The organism is Hymenobacter arcticus (assembly GCF_054779975.1).
Window position 1 is genome coordinate 150,325 of the sequence record NZ_BAAGXF010000014.1, and the last position, 20,897, is coordinate 171,221.

The 20,897-nt window shown below is 61.9% G+C and carries 16 protein-coding genes; 8 read left to right on the top strand and 8 right to left on the bottom strand.

The features are described 5' to 3' along the window. Positions 1–230: 230 nt before the first annotated feature. Entirely contained in the window at positions 231–2,705 is a 2,475-nt protein-coding gene (locus tag ACYVGC_RS19890) for a TonB-dependent receptor (protein ID WP_460585608.1), read from the bottom strand. A gap of 159 nt (positions 2,706–2,864) precedes the next feature. On the opposite strand from ACYVGC_RS19890, the gene ACYVGC_RS19895 reads away from it, so the two are divergent. Beyond that, positions 2,865–3,572, top strand: a complete 708-nt coding sequence (locus ACYVGC_RS19895; RefSeq protein WP_460585609.1) for a hypothetical protein — start codon at positions 2,865–2,867, stop codon at positions 3,570–3,572. An 89-nt stretch (positions 3,573–3,661) separates the two neighbouring features. Next, positions 3,662–5,776, top strand: coding sequence for a TonB-dependent receptor family protein (locus ACYVGC_RS19900; RefSeq protein WP_460585610.1), 2,115 nt, complete (start codon positions 3,662–3,664; stop codon positions 5,774–5,776). A 16-nt stretch (positions 5,777–5,792) separates the two neighbouring features. Here the strand turns inward: ACYVGC_RS19900 and ACYVGC_RS19905 are convergent, their stop codons facing one another. Next, positions 5,793–6,560: an ATP-grasp domain-containing protein gene (locus ACYVGC_RS19905; RefSeq protein WP_460585611.1), complete on the bottom strand. Its 768-nt coding sequence runs from the start codon at positions 6,558–6,560 to the stop codon at positions 5,793–5,795. A 429-nt stretch (positions 6,561–6,989) separates the two neighbouring features. Between ACYVGC_RS19905 and ACYVGC_RS19910 the strand changes: the two genes are divergently transcribed. Continuing rightward, a complete protein-coding gene (locus tag ACYVGC_RS19910; protein WP_460585612.1) occupies positions 6,990–7,793 on the top strand; it encodes a hypothetical protein in 804 nt (267 codons plus the stop codon). Between the two features lie 216 nt (positions 7,794–8,009). On the opposite strand, the gene ACYVGC_RS19915 is transcribed toward ACYVGC_RS19910, so the two are convergent. Then, positions 8,010–10,163, bottom strand: coding sequence for a hypothetical protein (locus ACYVGC_RS19915; protein WP_460585613.1), 2,154 nt, complete (start codon positions 10,161–10,163; stop codon positions 8,010–8,012). Between the two features lie 237 nt (positions 10,164–10,400). Between ACYVGC_RS19915 and ACYVGC_RS19920 the strand changes: the two genes are divergently transcribed. Next, positions 10,401–11,255, top strand: coding sequence for a hypothetical protein (locus ACYVGC_RS19920; protein WP_460585614.1), 855 nt, complete (start codon positions 10,401–10,403; stop codon positions 11,253–11,255). A gap of 22 nt (positions 11,256–11,277) precedes the next feature. On the opposite strand, the gene ACYVGC_RS19925 is transcribed toward ACYVGC_RS19920, so the two are convergent. Then, on the bottom strand, positions 11,278–12,003 hold the full coding sequence (locus tag ACYVGC_RS19925; RefSeq protein ID WP_460585615.1) for a beta propeller repeat protein: 726 nt from the start codon (positions 12,001–12,003) through the stop codon (positions 11,278–11,280). A gap of 222 nt (positions 12,004–12,225) precedes the next feature. On the opposite strand from ACYVGC_RS19925, the gene ACYVGC_RS19930 reads away from it, so the two are divergent. The 3 genes from ACYVGC_RS19930 (at position 12,226) to ACYVGC_RS19940 (ending at position 15,044) form a co-directional block, all read left to right on the top strand. Beyond that, a complete protein-coding gene (locus ACYVGC_RS19930) occupies positions 12,226–13,152 on the top strand; it encodes an alpha/beta fold hydrolase (RefSeq protein WP_460585616.1) in 927 nt (308 codons plus the stop codon). Positions 13,153–13,228: 76 nt separating this feature from the next. Continuing rightward, on the top strand, positions 13,229–14,329 hold the full coding sequence (locus ACYVGC_RS19935) for a sensor histidine kinase (protein WP_460585617.1): 1,101 nt from the start codon (positions 13,229–13,231) through the stop codon (positions 14,327–14,329). Then, positions 14,310–15,044: a LytR/AlgR family response regulator transcription factor gene (locus tag ACYVGC_RS19940; protein ID WP_460585618.1), complete on the top strand. Its 735-nt coding sequence runs from the start codon at positions 14,310–14,312 to the stop codon at positions 15,042–15,044. Before ACYVGC_RS19935 ends, ACYVGC_RS19940 begins: the two co-directional genes overlap by 20 nt. Positions 15,045–15,064: 20 nt before the next feature. On the opposite strand, the gene ACYVGC_RS19945 is transcribed toward ACYVGC_RS19940, so the two are convergent. The 4 genes from ACYVGC_RS19945 to ACYVGC_RS19960 all read right to left on the bottom strand — a co-directional run bounded on the left by ACYVGC_RS19945 (position 15,065) and on the right by ACYVGC_RS19960 (position 19,977). Next, positions 15,065–15,568 (bottom strand): gluconokinase, encoded by a 504-nt coding sequence (locus ACYVGC_RS19945; RefSeq protein WP_460585619.1) that lies wholly within the window; start codon positions 15,566–15,568, stop codon positions 15,065–15,067. Positions 15,569–15,665: 97 nt separating this feature from the next. Continuing rightward, complete coding sequence (locus ACYVGC_RS19950) at positions 15,666–16,295, bottom strand: cyclase family protein (protein ID WP_460585620.1); 630 nt, start codon at positions 16,293–16,295, stop codon at positions 15,666–15,668. A gap of 133 nt (positions 16,296–16,428) precedes the next feature. Next, complete coding sequence (locus ACYVGC_RS19955; protein ID WP_460585621.1) at positions 16,429–19,050, bottom strand: glucosidase family protein; 2,622 nt, start codon at positions 19,048–19,050, stop codon at positions 16,429–16,431. A 111-nt stretch (positions 19,051–19,161) separates the two neighbouring features. Continuing rightward, complete coding sequence (locus ACYVGC_RS19960) at positions 19,162–19,977, bottom strand: SDR family oxidoreductase (RefSeq protein ID WP_460585622.1); 816 nt, start codon at positions 19,975–19,977, stop codon at positions 19,162–19,164. A gap of 327 nt (positions 19,978–20,304) precedes the next feature. Here ACYVGC_RS19960 and ACYVGC_RS19965 point away from each other — a divergent pair, with 327 nt between their 5' ends. Further along, positions 20,305–20,685, top strand: a complete 381-nt coding sequence (locus ACYVGC_RS19965; RefSeq protein WP_460585623.1) for a hypothetical protein — start codon at positions 20,305–20,307, stop codon at positions 20,683–20,685. Positions 20,686–20,897: the final 212 nt, after the last annotated feature.

A 20,897-nucleotide genomic window follows, 5' to 3' on the forward strand; every position in this document is an offset into this window, starting at 1 on the left:
ACCCCGCTCGCAATGGCCTCACCAAGAGCCAATAGTGCCAATTCAATGGTCGGGGTACCCAAGCCGGGCTTTAGAGCACTCCCGCTACCCAAGTTCGTTGCCGGGCGGGCGGAAGCAGTTGCTTTTTATATTTAGACACTTTCTAAACAACAGCAAATGTAGCAGCCAGCCCATTAGTAGCCAAGCTTTATTTAGAATTTATCCAAATAAAGAAAATACCCCTTCGCCCCCTACTCAAACCCGCCACTCGGGTCCTTTTCCTCCTTGCGGGGCTTGGTGGCCTCCCCATCGCGCCCAAAACGGTAGCTGAAATTGAGGAAGCCTACCCGCGACTCGCGCTTGTTGTAGCTCACCGCATCGAGGCCGGGGCCGTAGGCGTTGAAGTTGTAGCGCAGCGTGTTGAACACGTCGGACACGCGCAGCGTGAGCGTGCCGCGGTCCTGGGGCAGGAAGGTGTACTTGGCGGCGGCATCCACGTTGAACGCCGTTTGGCGGCGGCCCTGCGCCGTCACCACCGGCGAGCGGTAGTTGAGCGATACCTGCACGTCGAGCTTTTTCACGGGTGTAATCGTCGTGTTGAGGCGGCTCGTGTACACGAAGCTGCTGTTGGTGATATCGGTATTGGCCACGCTGCCCTGGATGATGCGCCGGAAGGCCGAGGCCGAGCCGCTCACCTTCCAGAACGCGGCCAGCGGCAGGCTGCCCACCACTTCGAGGCCGTAGTTGATTTCGTCGCCCAGGTTGATGCGGCTCGTGCTCGTAACCTGATTGCCGGTCAGCGGGTCGGTAATCACCTGCCGGAACGACTTGATAGTCTGGCTCTCCACGCTGTAAAACGCCGTGGTGGCCAGCGTAGCCTTATTCTCAAACGACTTTTGGTGGCCCAGCTCCACGAGGTCGATGTACTCGGGCAGCAGGCTGGGGTTGCCGGTGTTGAGGTTGAGCGGGTCGGAGCGGTCGGCGAAGGGGTTGAGCTCACCCTGGTCGGGGCGCTGCACCCGGCGCGAGTAGCCGAGCTGGGCGCGCTGGTCGTGGGGCAACTCGCGGGCCAGCGTGGCGCTGGGAAATAAATTCAGGTAGCTGCGGGCGAACTCCTCGCCGGTGATAACTTGCAGCCCGTGCGTATTGGTCTGCTCCAGACGTAACCCGCCCTGGTACTGCCACTTGCCGCGCTCCCCGCCCAGGCTAGCATAGGCCGCCTGAATGTACTCTTGGTACATAAAAACAGACTGCTGGTATAAAACCGGCCGGGTACTGCCGAAATCGTACTGGTTGTTGTAGCGCCGCCAGGTGCTCTTAGCCCCAGCTTCGAGGCGGCCCTTCTCGCCCATTGGCTGCACAAAATCGACCTGCGCCGCGCCCTGGTCGAGGCGGTTGTGAAAAGCCTGCTGCTGCACAGCGCGCACATTATCACCCACATACACCAGATTCGACGTAATGGCATTGTCGCTGCGCAAGGGCGTGTACACGGCCCCGGCCGTGAGCTCGCGGCCGGGCCGGGCGGGCCACACGCGGCGGTAGTCGAGTGTGAAATCGGCCGAGTGGCTGCGGCCGGCGGTGGCGTTCTGGCGGTCGGTGCTGCCCACGTACACGGGCTGGCCCAGGGTGAGGTCTTGCTGGCGCGAGCGCAGCGCCTCATCGGCGGTGCTTTGGTTGAAGCGGGGCTGTACGGCCAGGCTCAGCGTCTGGTTGGCGGGCAGGGTGTACTCCAGGCCCAGGCGCACGGCGTGGGTAGTTTGGTAGGCTAGTCCGCTGCGGTCCTGCCGCAGGTAGAGGCTGTGCGCCAGCGTGGTAGGCAGGCCGGTGGCGGGGTCGAGCACCGGCGCGGTGGTGGTTTGGTCGAGGCTGCCGAGGGTGAAGCGCTGGTCGTGCCGAAAATCGTACGAGCCAAACGCGTTCAGCTTGCCGCGGCGGTAGTTGAGGGTGAGCGAGGTGTTGTACTTATTGCGGGTGCCCGCACCGGCCGCCACCGTACCATTGAGGCCGTCGCGCTGGTTTTTCTTGAGAATGATGTTGATGATGCCACCCGAGCCGGCCGCGTCGTAGCGCGCCGAGGGGTTGGTAATCACCTCAATGCGGTCGATGCTGCTGGCCGGAATCTGGTCGAGGCTGGTGCCGTTGCCGCCGCCCGCCGCGCCGCTGGGCTTGCCATCGATAAAAATGGTAACGCCGGGGTTGCCGCGCAGGCTCACGGCGCCGGTCTGGTCCACGCTCACCGAGGGCACGTTCTGGAGCACGTCGGTGGCGGTGCCGCCCACGGCGGTGAGGTCCTTGGCCACGTTCACCACTCGCTTGTCGAGGTCGGCCGTCACGGGCGGGCGCTCGCCCTGTACCACCACTTCGGTGAGCTGGGTGGCGGCCGGGCGCAGGCGCAGCGTGCCTACCTGCGCCACCGGCGCGGCCCCGGTGAGGCTGAGCGCGCGCCGGCCGGTGCGGTAGCCCAGCACGTTGGCGCGCAGCACGTAGGTGCCGAGCTTCAACTTTTCGAGGGCAAATGCGCCATTATCAGCCGTTTGCGCATCGGCCACGGCCGTGGAATCGGGCAGGCGCAGCAGCACCACGGCGGCAAAAGGCAGCGGCTGGCCGGTAGCAGCATCGAGCAGGGTACCGCGCACGGCACCGGTTTGGGCGTGGGTCAGCCGCGGGGTGGCGGCCAGGGCCGTAACGACCAGCAACCCAGTTAGTTTTTCGGTAAAAGACAGCATAGCAGCATAAGCAGAGCCCAAAATTACCAGTGGATTCTGGGGTAATTCTGCGGGCAGCGCCTCCAATACTTCTGATAACGGACGACTACTTTTACCTGGCACCAGCAGCTACTACGCAATAATGCGGCTACCATTTCCCGGTGCTTTTGCGTTGCAGCTATGAGAGCGGCCATCTACTCCAATCAGCATTTGATAGGCTTCGCCGACTTGCAGCCCGGCGATGAGGCTATGGGCGGTGTTTATGGCGAGTTTGCCCCAACTACGAAGTACTATAATGAGGTGCAGCAAACAGTTTGGGAATTCAATGCCAGCCCTTCGCCCGATTACGCCAAGTGGCACGCGTTGGCACTCAATGCACAGCTGGAAAACGGGTATTTTCTTTTTCCAATGGGTGGTTATACCATTGATGACGCCGCCGAATTACCAGATGAGCCAAAGCGAATTTACCTCGCCGGAATAGCCGCTGAAATCCTGCAAGACTTCCTCACAACTGACCCGCCGCGCACATTTGTGGTAGAGCCCTGGGAAGAATTAACCATTCAGCAGAAGCTGGCGCTGGAAACCGAGCTTAGCCGCGAACTAGGCAACGATTCAGGGAGGCTAGCCAAGGCTGCTGCCAACAGCCCGGCGGTGGCTGAGCCCAGGTTTTCAGCGCTTTGCAAATTGGGTGCAATGGGCGCACCAAGTAACATTTTATTTTCTATTCGGGGCGGGCCTGGGTTTAGTGGTCATTTTGCGCTTGTGCGTCTCACCTGGTCGGGCACCCAGGAGCAAAGCCAGTCGTCTCCTAAAGTAGTTTTCTTCAACTCCTTCGCTGAGTTGAAACTCGAGCGGATGTACCCCGATAGGAGTGAGTGGGAGGACTAGCGGGCCCGGCTGCAGCGGTAAAAGCTGGTGTTGTCCACAAACCCCGAGCCTACCCTAGCCGTTTGGCGTAGCAACCTTGTTACGCCACTATGCTACTTCGCTACTCGCTAGCCACCCTCCTCACTTCACTGGCCCTGCCCCTGGCAGCCCAGCAAACCCCTACCGACACCCTCAATGCCCGCGCCCTGCCCGCCGCCACCGTGGTGGGCTACGGCCAGCGGCTGCCGCTGCGCCGCACGGCCGCCGGCGTAGGCGTGGTAGACCAGACTATCATTCAACACTTTAACGAAAACTCGCTGGCTTCGGCGGTGAACACGCTGCCCGGCGTGCGGCTGGAGGAGCGCGCCACCGCCAGCTACCGCATCAGCGTGCGGGGCAGCACGTTGCGCTCGCCGTTTGGGGTGCGCAACGTGAAAATGTATTACTTCGACATCCCCTTCACGGAGGCCAACGGCACCTCGCCGCTCAACCTGCTCGACCCCGCCCAAATCGGGCGCATTGAGGTGCTGAAGGGGCCGGCGGGCAGCGTGTACGGGGCCGGCACGGGCGGCGTGATACGCCTCGAAAACCGCCGCCCCACCGGCGCGGCCGGCCAAGGACGGGCGCAGGTAGGCTACGCGGCGGGCTCCTTTGGGCTGCGGCGCTTCACGGCCACGGCCGAGGGCAATGGGCAAAACGGCGACTACTGGCGCGCCCAGTACGCGCACCAGCAGCTGGGCGGCTACCGCCAGCAGAGCGCGCTACGCCGCGAGGTGTTTGCGCTCGATGGCCAGCTCTCGCCCTCCACCAAGCAGACGCTGGCGCTGCACGCCCTCTATACCGATATCAACTACCAGCTGCCGGGCGGCCTCACGCGGGCGCAGGTGGAGGCCGACCCACGCCAGGCGCGGCCGGGCACAGCCGCCGCCCCCGGCACCGTAGCCCAGAAGACGTTCTACGCTTCGCAAACCGGCCTCCTGGGGGCCACGCACACGTACAGCTTTTCGGATAAGTGGCAGACTGTGAGCACTATCTACGGCCGTACCAGCAGCATTCAGACGCCCTACCTGGTGGATTGGACGCGCGAGGCGCGGCTGGAAGGCGGCGGGCGCGTGGCCCTTAACTACCGCGGCCGGCTGGCCGGCCGCACCCTGCGGGTGCAGGGCGGCGGCGAGTTTCAGGCGGCGTTTGTCGATTCGCGCAGCTACCTGAACGTGGGCGGCGCGCCCACTACGCTGCGCTACGACGACGAGATAACGACCCGCACGGGCTTCGCCTTTGCGCAGGCCGACTATGAGCTGCCGGCCGGCCTGCTGCTCACGGCCGGGGCCAGCTACAACCGCCTGCGCTACCAGATTGCCCGCGTATCATCGGCCGCCACCAACCCCGGCGGCTACGTGGTTACCCAGGATTTCCGGCCCCAGATACTGCCCCGCGTGGCGCTGCTCAAGGAAATTACCAGCCAAATTTCGGCCTACGCCAGCGTGAGTGGCGGCTACTCGCCGCCCACCGAGGCCGAGCTGCGCCCCTCAGATGGCACCATCAGCCGCGACTTGCAGGCCGAGCGCGGCACCAGCTACGAGGTGGGCAGCCGGGGCACGCTGCTGGGCGGCCGGCTGCTGTTCGACGTGGCGCTGTTCGATTTGGAGTTGCGCAACACCATCGTGTCGCGCTCCGATGCGCAGGGCATCCAGCTGTTTGCCAACGCGGGCACCACCCACCAGCGCGGGGCCGAGGTGGCCGCCAGCGGCTACCTGTGGCAGCCCACCGCCCCGGCTGCGGCCGCCAGCCCGGCGGCGGGGCTGCGCGCCTGGGCGAGCTACGCCTACAACCGCTTCCGCTTTGGCAGCTACGAGTCGGCCACCGGCCAGCAGTACGGCGGCAACCAACTCACCGGCACCGCCCCCCATACGCTGAGCGCAGGCCTCGACTTTACGCAGGCGCTGGGCTTCTACCTCAGCCCCACGGTGAGCCACCAGGCCGTGCTGCCGCTCAACGATGCCAACACCGACTACGCGGCCGGCTACTGGGTTTTTGGCAGCCGCGCCGGCTGGCGGCGCACGGTGCTGGGCCGCTTGCAGCTCGATTTGTACGCGGGTGTCGATAATGCTACCGACCGCCGCTACAGCCTGGGCAACGACCTCAACGCCTTTGGCGGGCGCTACTTTCAGCCCGCCGCGGCGCGCAACTACTACGGTGGCGCGCTGGTGGGCTGGCGCTGGTAGCAGAGCCGGGCAGTACTTAGGAAAGAGCAGTTTGCTTAGCCAACTCTTTAAACACAATCTTGTATAAGTCAGCTAGTTGCCACTCCTTGGTATCGGACACTTGGCCATCGCCGATTTCGATAATAATGGCTTCCCCGGCGGTAGTATAGGCCACGTCGATAGTGTAGAGCCAGCGACTTTGCAGCGCTGCCAGCGCGGGTTGCAAGCGCGCGGGCAACGGCTGGCCACTGGCCCCAAAAGCCACGCCGCGCACAGCAAAAAACCGTTCCTCGGGTTGGTCGGCCAGCTCCGTAAACTCGCGGATAAATAGCTGCTCATCGGGAGCCACCTCGTACTGGCGCAGCAATGCCGCCAAGTCGGCCAGGGAGGCCACTACCGAGTCGACCCCAAACGACTTAGCCAGGCTTTTGACGAAGCAACGGCCATTGGCCCGGAGGAAGTCGGCGACTGCGGGCGCGGCCTGGCTGGCCGGCGCAAACACACTGCGCGGCGTGAGCGGCGCCACCGCTGCGTACCAGCCGGTGGCATAGTGCGAGGCCAGGTACTGCGCCGGGGCTACCAACAGCGGCGCGAGCTCGGCCAGCTGCTGGTAGCCTGCGGGGCTCAGCATCCAGCCCCGGTACAGGGTAGGCCAGGCCACGGCGGGCGGCTGGTAGAGGCGCGGCTGCTCCGCATCATACAGGCATACCTGGTAGCCCAGGCGGCGGGCTTCGGCCGCCTCGTCGGCCCACATGGGGTCGATGGCCCGGCTATAGGGTAGGCTGGGCAAGAGGATGTTGAGCATTGCACAGGCACTGTTTGGTTAGTTAATAAGTTGGTTAGCAGTTGTTTCGGGAATAATCAACAGGTAGTCATACCCCCCGATAATGCGGCACAACTTTTCCGTTACTTGCAGCTTGCCGGTGGTGAGGGCCCGGCGCGCGGGGCGCAGGTCGAACGCCGCCCAGGCGGGACCGGTAACCTGCTCCAGAAACGGCAGGAGCGCCGCATTTTCGGCGGCGGTGTTTTTGGCCGGGAAGTTCAGGTTATCGGCTTCGGCCCGCGCCCCTTGCTTACCGATAATGAGGTTAATCTAATCCAGCGTGCATAAACTAATAATATTGGAAATCATCCTTTGCAAATAAAATAATTTGTAAAATCAGTTTTTACTTCATCACTTTGAATCTGAAATACTTGAGAGAAGTACTAACATTCAATCTTTTTACCACAATTTATGGGGAATTTTTCGCGCTTATCAGGGGCACTAATTGCTACTAATCTCTTACTTTTATTGGGCTGCCAAAAAGAAAGCTCACATGATGTCGGACCTAAGCCTGCAACAAGTGCAAGTCAGAATCGACTTGCTGACCCGGTAGACCCGCCGGTCGACTGTTCAACTGGCAACTGCCCACCCCAATACCCAACTCCTCTTCCTGTTTTTTATAGTACAGAGGGTACCGTAGGTAATAGCTACGATACAACTAATGGCAACGGCGCTTATAATGGACCAGACAATCCAAGTGGTGCCATTTTGGACATAGTTTTTACTCACGAAGCAAATGGCTTTGATTCTCGTGCTACTGCTCCTGATGGTTATACTGTTGTTCCGGTAAATTTTAATTCTCGTGCTGGAGGAGATGTAATCTACATGTGCTTTACACGCAATCCAAGCAAGGTGGCTACTTACCAAAACAGCATTTCTGCCATTACTGGTATTCGTGGTGCGCGCGTAGTTGGCTACCAAGCTCCTGATAAAGCTATCTCGACAGAACATATAGCTCAGTGGCCATCACGTAGCTGTTGCTACTACCAACTAGGCTGGGATTCGGCTAATATGAATGGGGGAATATTTGCAACAGGTAATCTAAATGTCTTGGCCGACCACCAGCAAGGAGGCAGGCCAATTGAGATAGGCGTGCTTTATAACCAAGATGCTGGTATCAATCCGCCTACAGGATGGACTAAAGTGCCTTTTGATTTTAATATGTATGTAGGGGGCGACTGCGATGTTGTATATTTATGTTATAAATATAAGTAAGGATTTAATTTTATTGCAAATACTAATCAATAAATCTACTAAAAGTCCTACCCGCAACGGTAGGCTTTTTTGTTGCTCTTATCTCGACATCAAGTCGATGACAGATGCAAAACCAGTGAGTCAAGCGCTTGGCTTTACTACTCTCAAAAATAACCTTTTAACTTCGAGGCAGATTTTCCTACCTCGGAGCTAGTAGAAAACATAGCCGAAAGCTACTTACAGCGTAACCCCAATACCCGGCCCAAAGAGCAGAAATGGCAATGCTTTACCGTCTGTAAGTAAGTAGCCGCCGCCTAGATAGAGCGGAAACGTGAGCCGTGCCCCCGTGCGCACCGGCACCACCGAGCCAAGTATTACAATACCCAAGGCGCGCTCTACTTCATTGCTATTGGAGAGGTTGAACGCATTGAGGGCCACGAAGCCCGCCCCGATGCGATAGGGCCGCAGCTTATTGATGCGGTCAGGGGCGTAGAAGCTGAGCTGCGCCAGCGTGGCCAAACTGATACCACCGAAGCTACTATAACTAGGTTGGCCAGCGTACTTGGTGAGCAGGCCGGCTGGAAAGCTCACGCTGATATCGAAGTTGACGTGGCGGCGCAGCACCAGCTCTATCTGCTGCGAGTAGCCCTTGGTGCCGCCGTATTGCCGGGCATCGTCGCGCACGGTGATGATGATGCGGTACCAGGCGTCGAGGTCGTAGGTTTTGCGGCCCAGAATGCTGTTGAGGCTGAAATTGCCCACCTGGCAGTCGTTGCCCTGGTAGTAGGCGTAGCGCGGCGACGACTCGCCGGGGCACACAACCAGCTGGTCCACTGTGCGTTGGTCGATGAGGTTGCCTTTCTCGTCCACGGTGCGCACGTCCATCATCAGGTACTGGCGGCCGTAGAGGTTGCCGCTTTCGTCGATGGCGTTGGCGTTGAAGCTGAACACCACGTCGGCAATCGTTTTGTCGTAGAGTACGGGGCCGTTGAGCTGGTTGACGGGGTGCGGGCCGTCGCCGTAGTTCACCTGCACAAAGTTGAGCGGGTGGGGCCGCTGGGCCTCCTTCACGGTGAGGCCAAACTCGGTGGGCGTGCTGGCATCAAACACCACAATGCGCTTGCGCACGCTGCTCAGCGGCACCTGCACGCGGAAAATAACCACTTTTTCGGAGCGCGTAGACGAGTCGGAGGGGATGATATTGGCCCCGTCGAAGTGGTAGCGGCCCTTCAGCAGCGACTCGCCTTCGAGGCGCACATCCACGGTTTCGCCGGGGTTGATGGTGTTATTGCCGCCCCAGTCGCCGCCCCGGTGCAGCACGCTGAGCGTGGCAATGCGCGGCCGGGGCGTGATGTCGAAATTGGTGATGTACTTGGCCACGTCGCCGTCCTTGATGTAGAGGTAGCCATCGGCCTGGCGGTGGGTGTTGTACACGCGCAACTGGCACAGCACCCGGTCGTTAGACAAATAGCTGCGGGTGTAGAGCTCGGCGATGAGCGCGCCGCCGGGCTCCTGCTGGGCCTCGATGCGGTAGGTGTGGCGCAGGTCGAAGTTGTGGCCATCGTCGAGCACAAACTCGGTGCCCTGGCTGCGGCCGGCCTCGTCGTAAGTCACGTCTTTGCGCTCGGCGGTAAGGAAGCGCAGGCGGCTGGCCCGCACGTTGAAGGCCAGGCTGAGCGGCGGCAGCTGGTAGGTGAGGCGGCCCGCCCCGTCGAGGTGGGGGCGCTCACTTTGGGCGCGCACCACCACAGTGTGGGCCCCCAGCGTGTTGGGCACGAGGTGCAGAAAGAGGCCGTTTTTTTCGCGCGTCAGCTTGTAGTCGATGTCCTGGTTTTTGGTCCACTCATTGGTCACGCGCACGTTAGCCAGGTTGTTCGTGCTGATTTCCAGCACTTTCTCTTCACCAATAAACAGCTCGGGGCTGGTCAGCCGCAGGTCGAGGGTGGTGCGGGTGAGGGGCAGCAAACTCACAATTTGCTGGGCCCGCGCCGGCTGCCCGGCCGAGTCGGCGGCCGGCGCAAAGGCCAGCCGTACAAACGGCGCGCCCGTGAGGTTGCGGAAGTGCAGCATGCCCCGGTACTCGCCGCCCGGCCCGGCAATGAGCGAGTCTTGCAGCACAAAGTCGGGGGAGGTAAGCAGGCGCGGGGGCCGGCGGCCGGGCCGCAGCGGCACCAGGCGCAGCTCGGCCACCTGGTCGTCGTTGTGGTAGTAAAAGTAGAGGCGCGGCTCGCCGGCCACAGTCAGCATCTGCTCGCCCAGGCTATAGCGCACGGTATCGAAGGTGAGCGACAAGCTGCGCAGCAGCGGCGTGGTGGGGGCCGACCCCTGGGCGCGGGCGCCGCTGGCCGCCAGCAACAGCGTGAGCAAGATGAGCCAGTGTTTTTTTAGCATAGCGAGCACGAGTTATCGCTGCAAAGGTCCGCGCTAGGGGCCATAGGCCAACCTGGCAGCGTTTTTTTTGACCAACAACCCGGTATTATTAGCTGAACCATTAAACCAGGGGCCGCGCGGGGCATCTCAGCCGAGCTACTCCCGGCTACCTATTTCGCCGGTAGCCAGGCGTTCACGCAATGTACACGGGTGCTGGCCAAACCTTTCGCCCCTTCCTACTCTCCCGCTTTCTGCCCTATGCCCCGCGCATTTAGTTACTGCCTGCCGCTGGCCTTGCTGGCGGCTCACCTTGCCTGCGCCACGCCTACCCTGCCGCCTGACTCGCTTGCCCCGGCCCCACCCCGCCTCACGGTGGGCTTTGCCTCGGCCAGCCGCACCACGTATTTGCAGCGCGTGCCCGAGCGCACCAACGACAAGGGCTACCTGGGCACCACCCTCACCTACCAGGCCCCGGCAGGCTTTATCGGTTCGCTCTACCTCAACCATTCTTATGTATATAAAACACTAGGTGAGCCGTTTATCAATTATGGCGAGGCTATGGTGGGCTGGCAGGCCGTGGGCAACTCCGACACCTACTGGACAGTGCAGTACACCCGGCTGTTTGTGTACGGCGAGAGTGCGCTGGTGCAGAACTCGTTGCGCAATGATTTCAGCGCCAGCGTCACGCAGTTTTTCGGTTTTGTCACGGCCAGCCTCAGCGCCGACGCCTTCGTGGGCAGCACCCACGATTTCATCCTGACCGTCGACCTGAGCCACCGCTTTCAGCTGCCCGTGCTGGGCCACGACACGCTCTCGATTGAGCCCACCGTGGAGCTGGGGGCCGGCAGCCAGCACTTCTACGCCGCCTCGCTGGCCACTACCTCGCAGGTAAAAGTGAAGAAGCGCGGCGGCACCACCACCGTGCTCAAGGAGCCGGACACGCCGGCATTCAGCACGCTGGGCTACACGCTGTCGCTGCCCGTTACGCTGGCGGCGGGGCGATTTAGCGTGGCGGCTACGCCCAGCTATCTGGTGCCGCTGCACGTGCCGGCGGGCGGCTACGATGCGTCGTTTTTTTACTTCACGCTGGGCGTGAGCCGCACGTTTTGGTAGCGGTCAGTGGGGAGGTGCTTGGTTAAGGCAGCGGCTGGCGAGAGATGTACACCAGCGCCGTGCGTTGTTGCGTGGCTTCCAGCGCCTGGCCCGTAGTTTCGTCGAAGCTGAGGCCCGAGGCGGCTACGTACAGGCGGTTTTGCGCATCAAGGTGCAGGTTGTTGAGGTAGTGCCGCGCCGGCAAGCGCAGGGCCTGCTGGCGGCCGGCGGCATCGGTTCGCAACAAATCGGAAGCTATCACCAACTGCGCGCTGGACCCCGGAATGGGCTGGGTATTGGGCTGAACGCGGTAGGCAATACCCGCCGCGCCCACCTGGCCGATGGGTTGCGTCAGGGCGTGCGATTTTTTGTAGGGAAACAGCGTGTAGGCCCACGTTTTACCAAAATCAACCGAATACATATCCGCCTCCGTGGCATTCAGCCGCTCACCCTTGCTGTTAGTGAAGTAGTTGGTGAGGGCAAAAATGGTGTCGTGGCGCGGTAGCAGACCCCACACCGCCCCGTGAAAGTTGTGTTGTGACTCCTGCCAGGTTTTGCCGTGGTCGCTGGTCAGGTATAGCTTCTCGGTGGTCGAAACCAGAAGCGTGTGGTCGATATCGCCGGCAATGGAAAAGGCTTGGTCGCCCGCTGTCCAGGTGGTCGGTATTTCCAGCTTCAGCCAGGTGGGGTCTTCGGCGGGGGCGGCGTCTTTTTTTTGGCAGGCCCCAGCCAATAAAGTTAATGCGCTGAGTAAGAACAGATTTTTCATGCGTGGAAACGGATAGAGGAGGTGGCCTAGCGTAGCCTACTATGCTGCGAGGCCGCAATATACAGTAGCTACTTATACCGCACACGGGTTTTGGCCCGGCGGCCTCAGCCCCGGTTTTTTACCGTTCGCCAGGGGCTACGCCCGTTCGCGGGGGCCGGGGTTAAGGGGCTGAAACGGGGCTGGTACGTTTGGGCCATCCTCTCACCACCAACCTTTTTACTCATGCTTACCGCCTTGCTTTCCCGCTGCACCCTGGCTGCTGCGCTGCTACTAGCCGCCGCTGCTACGCTACCCGCCACGGCCCAAACCACCACCGGCAGCCCGGCCGCGCACCCCGCCTTCGTGGTGAAGGTGGTGGGCAAGGGCCGGCCCATTATCCTCATTCCCGGCCTCACCTGCCCCGGCGCGGTGTGGGACGAAACGGTGGCCCGCTACCAAGGCCAGTACCAGTGCCACGTGGTGTCGCTGGCGGGCTTTGGCGGGGTGCCGGCGCAGCAGCCCGTGCCCGCCCACCTGCTGCAAGACACCCGCGACCAGCTGCTGGCCTATATCAAGGCGCAGAAGCTCAACCGGCCCGTCGTAATCGGGCACAGCCTGGGCGGCTTCCTGGCGCTGTGGATGGCCGCCACCGCCCCCGCCGCCCTCGGCCCGCTCGAAATCGTGGACTCGCTGCCCTTCCTGCCGGCCGCTACCGACCCCACCGCTACCGCCGAAACTACCCGCCCCCCGGCCGAGCAGCGACGCCAGCAAATGAGCAAAGGCCGCGCGTCGGGGGCAATGGCCCGCCAAATGGCCGCCGGCATGGTCACCGACACCGCCCGCATTACGCAGGTGGCCCGCTGGGGCGCGGCCTCCGATGCGGCCACCGTGGCCCAGGCCATGTACGATATGTACACCACCGACCTGCGCGCCGACGTGGCGCGCATCGAGCAGCCGGTGCTGGTGCTGGGCACCTGGGCCGGCTACAAGCAGTACGGGGCTACCCAGGAAAGCGTGCGCGCCACTTTCACGCAGCAATACGCGCAGCTGCCGCAGGCCCGCATCGAGCTGTCGGAGGCCGGCCGCCACTTTGTGATGTACGACGATACCGCCTGGTTTTTCGGCCAGACCGACGGTTTTCTGAAGCAGCCGGCGCTAGCCAAAAAATAGCTGCTGGCCGGCCAGCGGGCCGTGTCGCGTTTGGCTGGCCGTCCTTTGTTTTGCACCCCTCCTTTACCCATTGCGTATGCTGCCGCTCACTGCCCGCCCCCGCCTCTACTGGAAGCTACAGGTAGCTGGCTGGCTGCTCTATGGGGTCTTTGGTGGGGTGGTGGCGGGGCTTTTCAGTAAGTTTTCCTTTAGCCTGGTGGGCGTCGAGCTGATTGTGGCGGGCACCTTACTGCTGTTCAGCCACTTATTTCGGCTTTATATCCGTCGCCACGGCTGGGTGCGCTGGCCGCTGGGCGTTTTGCTGCCCCGGCTGCTGCTCGCGCATATGGTGGTGGCGGTCACGAGCATCGTGGTTATTGCGGCGCTTACGGTGCTGCTGTTCGTGGTCATTGGCCAGCAATCCACTGGCAAAGGCTTTCCGTGGGTGCAATACGTCGGCTACACGCTCAACATCTTTTTTGTGTTCTGGGGCTGGTCGGCGGTGTACTTCGGCGTGCATTATTTCGATAACTACCGCACTGCCGAGGTCGATAAATGGAAGCTGGCCGCCGCCGCCCGCGAGGCCGAGCTGCGCACCCTGCAAGCCCAGCTCAACCCGCACTTTCTCTTCAACGGCCTCAACAACATTCGGGCCCTGGTGATGGAAGACCCCGCCCGCGCCCGCACCATGATGACGCACCTGGCCGAGCTGCTGCGCTACTCCATGCAGCGCAACGGGGCCGAGCAGGTGCCACTCTCCACCGAGCTCGAAATAGTGGACAACTACCTCCAGCTCGAAGCCATGCAACTCGAAGAGCGCCTGCACTATACCGTGACCGTGGCCCCCGCGGCGCGGCCGGTACTGCTGCCCCCCATGACCCTGCAATTGCTGGTCGAAAATGCCATCAAGCACGGGCTGGCCCCGCGCCCGGCCGGTGGCCACCTCAGCCTGAGCACGCAGCTCGACGCGGCGGGCACCAAGCTGTGCGTGGCCGTGCGCAATACCGGCACGTTCCGGCCGCAGCCGGGCCACCCGGGCCTGGGCCTGCGCAACGTGCGGGAGCGCCTGGGCCTGCTTTTTGGGCCGGCCGCGCACTTCGCCATCGGCCCCGACCCACTCCTGCCCGATACCGTGCTGGCCGAGCTGCACTTACCCATCCGAAACCTGAATCTGCCCCATGAACGCGCTCCTCATTGACGACTCGCGCCTGGCGCGCACCGAGCTGCGCCACCTGCTGCGCGCCTTCCCCGACGTGACCGTGGTGGGCGAAGCCCGTCACGCCGACGAGGCCCGCCAGCAGCTGGCCGACCTCCGGCCCGACGTGCTGTTTCTCGATATTCACATGCCCGGCCAATCGGGCTTCGAGCTGCTGGCCTCGCTGGACGGGCCCGCGCCGCACGTCATCTTCACCACCGCCTACGACCAGTACGCGCTTAAAGCCTTCGAAGTCAACGCCCTCGACTACCTGCTAAAGCCCGTGAGCGAGCCCCGGCTGGCCGCCGCCCTAACCAAAATCCGGTCATTAGCCTCAATCCCGGCCCCCGCGCCCCCCGCGCCGGAACCCGCCCTGCCACCGCTCACCGCTCAGGACCAGGTGTTTGTGAAAGACGGCGAGCGGTGCTGGTTTGTGCGGCTGGCCGATATCCGGCTGTTTGAAATCAGCGGCGGGGCTACCCGCGTGTATTTCGAGCAGCACCAGCCCCTCATTCCGCGCAGCTTGCAGCAGCTGGAGGCGCGGCTCGACTCCAAAGTATTCTTCCGCGCTAATCGCCAGCAAATCATCAACTTACACTGGATTGCGGGTATTGAGCCGTGGTTCAGCAACACGCTGAAAATCAGCCTGCGCAACGGCCCCGACGTGGAGGTATCGCGCAGCCAGTCGGGCCTGTTTCGGGAGCTGATGAGCTTGTGAGCAATCAGGAAAGCGCCAGGTCAGGGCTTCGCCAATGGTAGCTTTTCGACAATCTCGGCCACCTGGTTTTCGGGCGTGTTGTCGATGTCGATGCGCAGGCCGTAGGTGGGTTTTTCGAGCGTGGCCAACTGCGAATCAAGCATACCAGCCTTCATGTAGTGGTCGTGGCGGCCTTCGAGGCGAGCATACAATACGGCGGGGTCGCCATCCAGAAACACCCAGTGCAGGGGCGCGTGGGCCCCGGCTTGCAGGGTTTGGCGGTAGGCTTCCTTGAGGGCCGAGCAGGCCAGCACGGCCCCGTCGGCCTGCTCCCACTCACCGATTTTGGCGGCCAGGGTGGCGAGCCAGCCGGCGCGGTCGGCGTCGGTGAGGGGATGGCCGGCGGCCATCTTGGCCACGTTGGCGGCCGGGTGAAAGTCGTCGCCGTCGTAAAACGGCCGGCTCAACTGCTTGGCTAGTAGCTCGCCCACGGTCGTCTTGCCGCAGCCCGACACGCCCATGACGATGATGATTGGTTGGTCCATTTTTTAAGCTGTTGGCTATCAGCTGCTAGCTGTTAGCTCTTATTTATCTACTCATAATCAGCGAAAAGCTAACAGCTAGCAGCTGATAGCTAACAGCTTAAAAAAGCGGCCGCAGCAGCACCCGCGCCGGCGCGCCATCGCTGCCCACAATTTTGAGGGGCAGGCACAGCAGCTCGTACTCGCCCGGCTCGATGTGCTGCAAAGCCAGGCCCTCAATTACGCAGATGCCCGCGTCAAGCAGTGCGTGGTGGGCATCGGCCTTGCCCACGGACAGGTAATCGACACCCACGCACACCACGCCCGCCTCGCGCAGATGGCGCGCCGCATCGCCGTCCAGGGCCACGAAATCGGACTTGAAAGGCTCGGTGCTCCACTCGCTGTCCGAAATGCGCGTTTTAAACAGCAGCCGCGCACCGGGCTTTATGTCAAGTACTTGCACTTCGGCCAGGCTGATACTTTTGGGGTCTTTGATGGCCACTACCGTGGCGGGGCCCATGAGTTGCCCCAGGTCGAGGGTGGTGGTATCGCCGGCCCCGCTGGTAAAGTGCAGCGGCGCATCGACGTGGGTGCCGGTGTGGGCGCTCAAGTGCAGCTCGGTCACGTTGGCGGCATCGCCGCGGTCCTGGCTGAGGGTGCGGGTCACGGTCACGCCAAGGTTGTCGGGCCAATGCACCATTTGGTCGCGCATGGCGGTGGTGGCATCGAGCCAGGGAGCGGGAATAGGCATAGGATAAGTAACTGTGCGGTAAGCTTTAGCTTGCCGTTATGAGGTTAATGTAGGGTAAGCTTTAGCTTGCCGCTAATAGGGTTTTATTGCTAAGCAGCTGTTAGTACCAACGGCAAGCTAAAGCTTACCGCACTTACCCACGCGGCTGCAACAATTTGGTAATCAAGCCCGTCCAGCCAGTCTGATGGCTAGCACCGAGGCCCGCGCCGGTATCGCCGTTGAAGTACTCATTAAACAAGAGGTAGTCCTTAAAATGAGGGTTTTGCTGCAAGAGCGGGCGGTTGCCGAAGCAAGCGCGCTGCCCGGTGGCCGGGTCGCGCAAAAACAAGTGTGTGAGGCGCTTAGCCAGCGCATCGGCCACGTCGAGCAGCGTCACGTATTGGCCCGAGTGCGTGGGATACTCCACCTTAAAATCGTCGCCGAAGTAGTGGTGAAACCGCTGTAACGCCTCAATTATCATGAAGTTGACCGGCATCCAGACGGGCCCGCGCCAGTTGGAGTTGCCGCCAAACACGCTGGTTTCGGACTCGGCCGGCTGGTAATTCACCGTGATGTCGGTGTCGCGGAACACGTAGGGCTTTTCCAGGTACACCCGCGAGAGGCTGCGCACGCCGTAGTCAGACAAAAACTCGTCGCTGTCCAACATTCTGAACAACAAGCGCTTGAGCCGGTGGCCGCGCAGCAGGCTTAGCAGCCGGGTGGCACTTTTGCCGGGCTCCTGCCAGTGCGATACCAGGGCGGCGAGTTGCGGGCGGTTGGCGAGCAGCCAGTTCATACGGGCCACAAACTCGGGCGCACCGGCCAGCACGTTTTCGTCGAGCACTTCCACCGCGAACATCGGGATGAGGCCCACCATGGTGCGCACGCGCAGCAGCTCGTGGCCGCCATCCTCGGTTTTGAGGGCGTCATAGTAGAATTCGTCTTCCGCGTCCCACAAGTCCAGCTCGGTATTGCCGACGTTGGTCATGGCCTCGGCAATGTAGAGGAAATGCTCAAAGAATTTGCCCGCCAAGTCCTGATACACGGGGTTGGACTGGCTCAACTCCAGCGCGATACGCATCATGTTGAGCGCAAACATGGCCACCCAGGCCGTGCCGTCGGCCTGCTCCAGGTACGCGCCGTCGGGCAGCGTGGCCGAGCGGTCAAACACCCCAATGTTATCGAGCCCCAGGAAGCCGCCCTCGAAAATGTTGCGCCCGTCGCGGTCCTTGCGGTTCACCCACCACGTGAAGTTGAGCAGCAGCCGGTGAAACATGGTTTGCAAAAACTCATGGTCGCCGGCGTCGCCGCGCCGCTTTTGCTCCATCTTAAACACCCGGAACACGGCCCAGGCGTGCACCGGCGGGTTCACATCGCCGAGGCGCCACTCGTAGGCCGGCAGCTGGCCGTTGGGGTGCATGTACCAGTCGTGGCACAGCAGCCGCAGCTGGTTTTTGGCAAATTCGGGGTCAATCTGGGCCAGCGGAATGCAGTGAAAAGCCAGGTCCCAGGCGGCGTACCAGGGATACTCCCAGATGTCGGGCATCGAAATGATGTCGTTGTTATCCAGGCTTTTCCACTCGGCGTTGCGGCCGGTAAGGCGCTCGGGCGGCGGGGCCGGCTGGGCGGGGTCGCCGGCCAGCCAGCGGGGCACGTTATAGTTGTAGTACTGCTTGCCCCACAGCATGCCCGCGAAGGCCTGGCGCTGCACCAGCCGAGCATCAGCATCCGTTATATCGTGCTGAATAACCGCGTAAAACGCATCGGCCTCGGCCTGGCGCTGGCCGAGCAACACCTCAAAATCGGCGAAGGGCTGGGCCTGCCCGGCCGGCCCCAGCCGCAGGCGCACCTGCTGCGTGGCCCCGGCCGCCAGCGTGAGCACGTAGTGCGCAGCCGCTTTGGTACCCGTGCGGGCCGGGTTTATGGCGTCTAAGTCTTTTTCAACCAGATAGTTATTAATCCCGTCTTTAAAAAACTGCTCCGGGGAAGCAGTCCCGTACAGCCGCTGCGTGTTGGTGTTGTTGTCGCAAAACAGCAGTTCGGGGCCGCCCTCAGTGTAACAGACCAGCTCGCCCAGGTCACGGTGCTGCATGGTCACCTGGTTGGCGGCGGTGGCGGTGAGGCTGGGGCGGTACTCGTCGTAGCCCCAGGCCCAGGTGTTGTGAAACCACAGTTGGGGCAGCACGTGCAGCGTGGCCTCCTCGGGGCCATGGTTCACAATGGTGTATTGCAGCAGCAGGTCGTCGGCGTCGGCCTTGGCGTACTCAATGAACACGTCGAAGTAGCGGTACTCGTCGAAAACACCCGTGTCGAGCAGCTCAAACTCAGGCTGCTTGCGGGTGCGCTGCGCGTTTTCCTGCACCAGCTGCTCGTAGGGAAAAGCCCACTGTGGATACTTGTAAAGGGCTTTTTGGTAGGAGTGCGTGGGCGTGTTGTCCAGGAAATAATACAGCTCCTTCACGTCCTCGCCGTGGTTGCCCTGCGGCCCGCTCAAGCCAAAAAGCTGGTCCTTGAGCAGGGCATCCTGCCCGTTCCAGAGGGCCAGGCTCAAGCACAGCTGCTGCTTGCTGTCGCAAAAGCCGGCCAGGCCCTCCTCGCCCCAGCGGTAGGCGCGGCTGCGGGCCTGGTCGTGGGTGGTGTAGTTCCAGGCATCGCCGCCGGCCGAGTAGTCTTCTCGCACCGTACCCCACTGGCGCTCAGATACATAAGGACCGTAGCGCCGCCAGTGCTTCTGCTCATTATCGGCTTCGTGGAGGCGCTGGTGTTCGGCAGTCATGCGGTGGAATTTAGAATGAGAAATTTGGAATGGGAAATTGGAGAGCGGAAGCTTGGTAGCAACTGCAAAAGCAATTCCTCATTCCAAATTCTTCATTCTCAATTATTTACCCTAACCATTATCGGCGAAGCCGGGGTACAAGGTCATGCCGCCATCCATGAAAATGGTTTGGCCCGTGATGTAGTCGGCTTCGTCGGAGGCCAGCCAGGCGGCCAGGTTGCCAATGTCGGCGGGGTCGCCCACGCGGTTGTAGGGAATAAGGGTGAGCAGCGCTTTTTCTTCCTCGGGCGTGTCGCGGGCCGAGAGGTTGATGGGCGTGGCGATGGCCCCCGGGGCAATGCTGTTGACCCGGATTTTGTGCGGGGCCAGCTCCTGGGCACTGGTTTTCATGAGCTGCATAATGCCGCCTTTACTGGTGGCGTAGTTGACGTGGCCAGCCCACGGAATCACCTCGTGCACGCTGCTCATGCAGATTATTTTGCCCAGCGCCTTGCTCACATCGGGCTGCGGGCCGCGCTTGGTAAACTCGCGGGCCGCCTCGCGCAGGCACAGAAACTGGCCGGTCAGGTTCACGTCAATCACCTTTTGCCACTGCTCCAGGGTCATTTCGAGCAACGGCGCATCTACCTGAATACCAGCGTTGGCCACCACAATGTGCAGGGTGCCAAACTTATCGATGGCCTGCTTGAACATGGCCAGCACCTGGTCTTCCTTGCTCACGTCGGCCTGCACGGCAAAGGCCTGCCCGCCCGCATCGGTGATGGTTTTGACGACCTTATCGGCCCCGGCGGTATCGTGGCCGTAGTTGACGACCACCGCGGCACCGTGGGCGGCCAGCGCCACGGCCACGGCGGCCCCAATGCCGGAACTGGCCCCCGTGACGAGGGCAAATTGCCCCGTGAGGCGATTCGAAGTTGTTGGAGACATGAGCTAGAAAAGGAGGAAGAAAGAGGCGCGTAGCGACCGGCCCAGCCAGGGCTAAGGCGGTTGCCAGGCGTAAAGACGCAGGTTTAGCGGTTCAGGTTTTCCCGAAGTGGGGCTGAGTTGCAAACCTCACGCGGGCTTCATTGGCCCGCTCGCGCCGCTTGCTGCCGAAAGCGGGGGCCGATAAAAAGCCGGCGTTGGTCGGCAGACTATCCCGGCGGGCCGAGTAAGCTACCCAGCCCCCAGCCCAACCCGGTAGCTTTGAATCAGTTGCTGGCCGGGCTACCTACCTGGGCGCGGCGCAGCCTTCACTTCCTTCCCCGAATCGAGATGACTACCTACTCCCTGCGGCTGGCCTTGCTGGCCGCCACCCTCACCGCCGGCGCGCTGGCCGCCCAGGCTGCCCCCCGCCAGGACGCCCCCGCCCAAACCGCCCCCCGCGGTGGCCGCGGCGCAGCTATGCTCAAAGACCTCAACCTCACCGCCGAGCAGCAAACGCAAGTTGATGCCCTGATGAAGGACGAAATGGCCCAGCGCGGCACCCGCCCCAGCGGCCCGCCCACCGATGCCGAGCGCCAGGCCATGCAAACCCGCCGCGCCGACATGGAAGCCAAAATGAAGGGCATTCTCACGCCCGAGCAGTACACCAAGTACCAGGCCATGCGCCCGCAGCGCGGCCAGCGCGGCGGCAGTCAAAATACTGCTAATTAGAATTTTATCTACTCTGTCTTCCGCTCAGCAAAAAGCACCAGCCAATTAGTGGCTGGTGCTTTTTCAATGCTTAGCCACCCAATAGAACGTCATGCTGAGCTTGCCGAAGCATCTCTACCACGCCGTTGGGGTTACTAAGAGGCTATCCAAATAGGGATTAATTTGGGGTATGGCTACTACTCAAGAGTTCATCATTTCCGATACGTTATGGG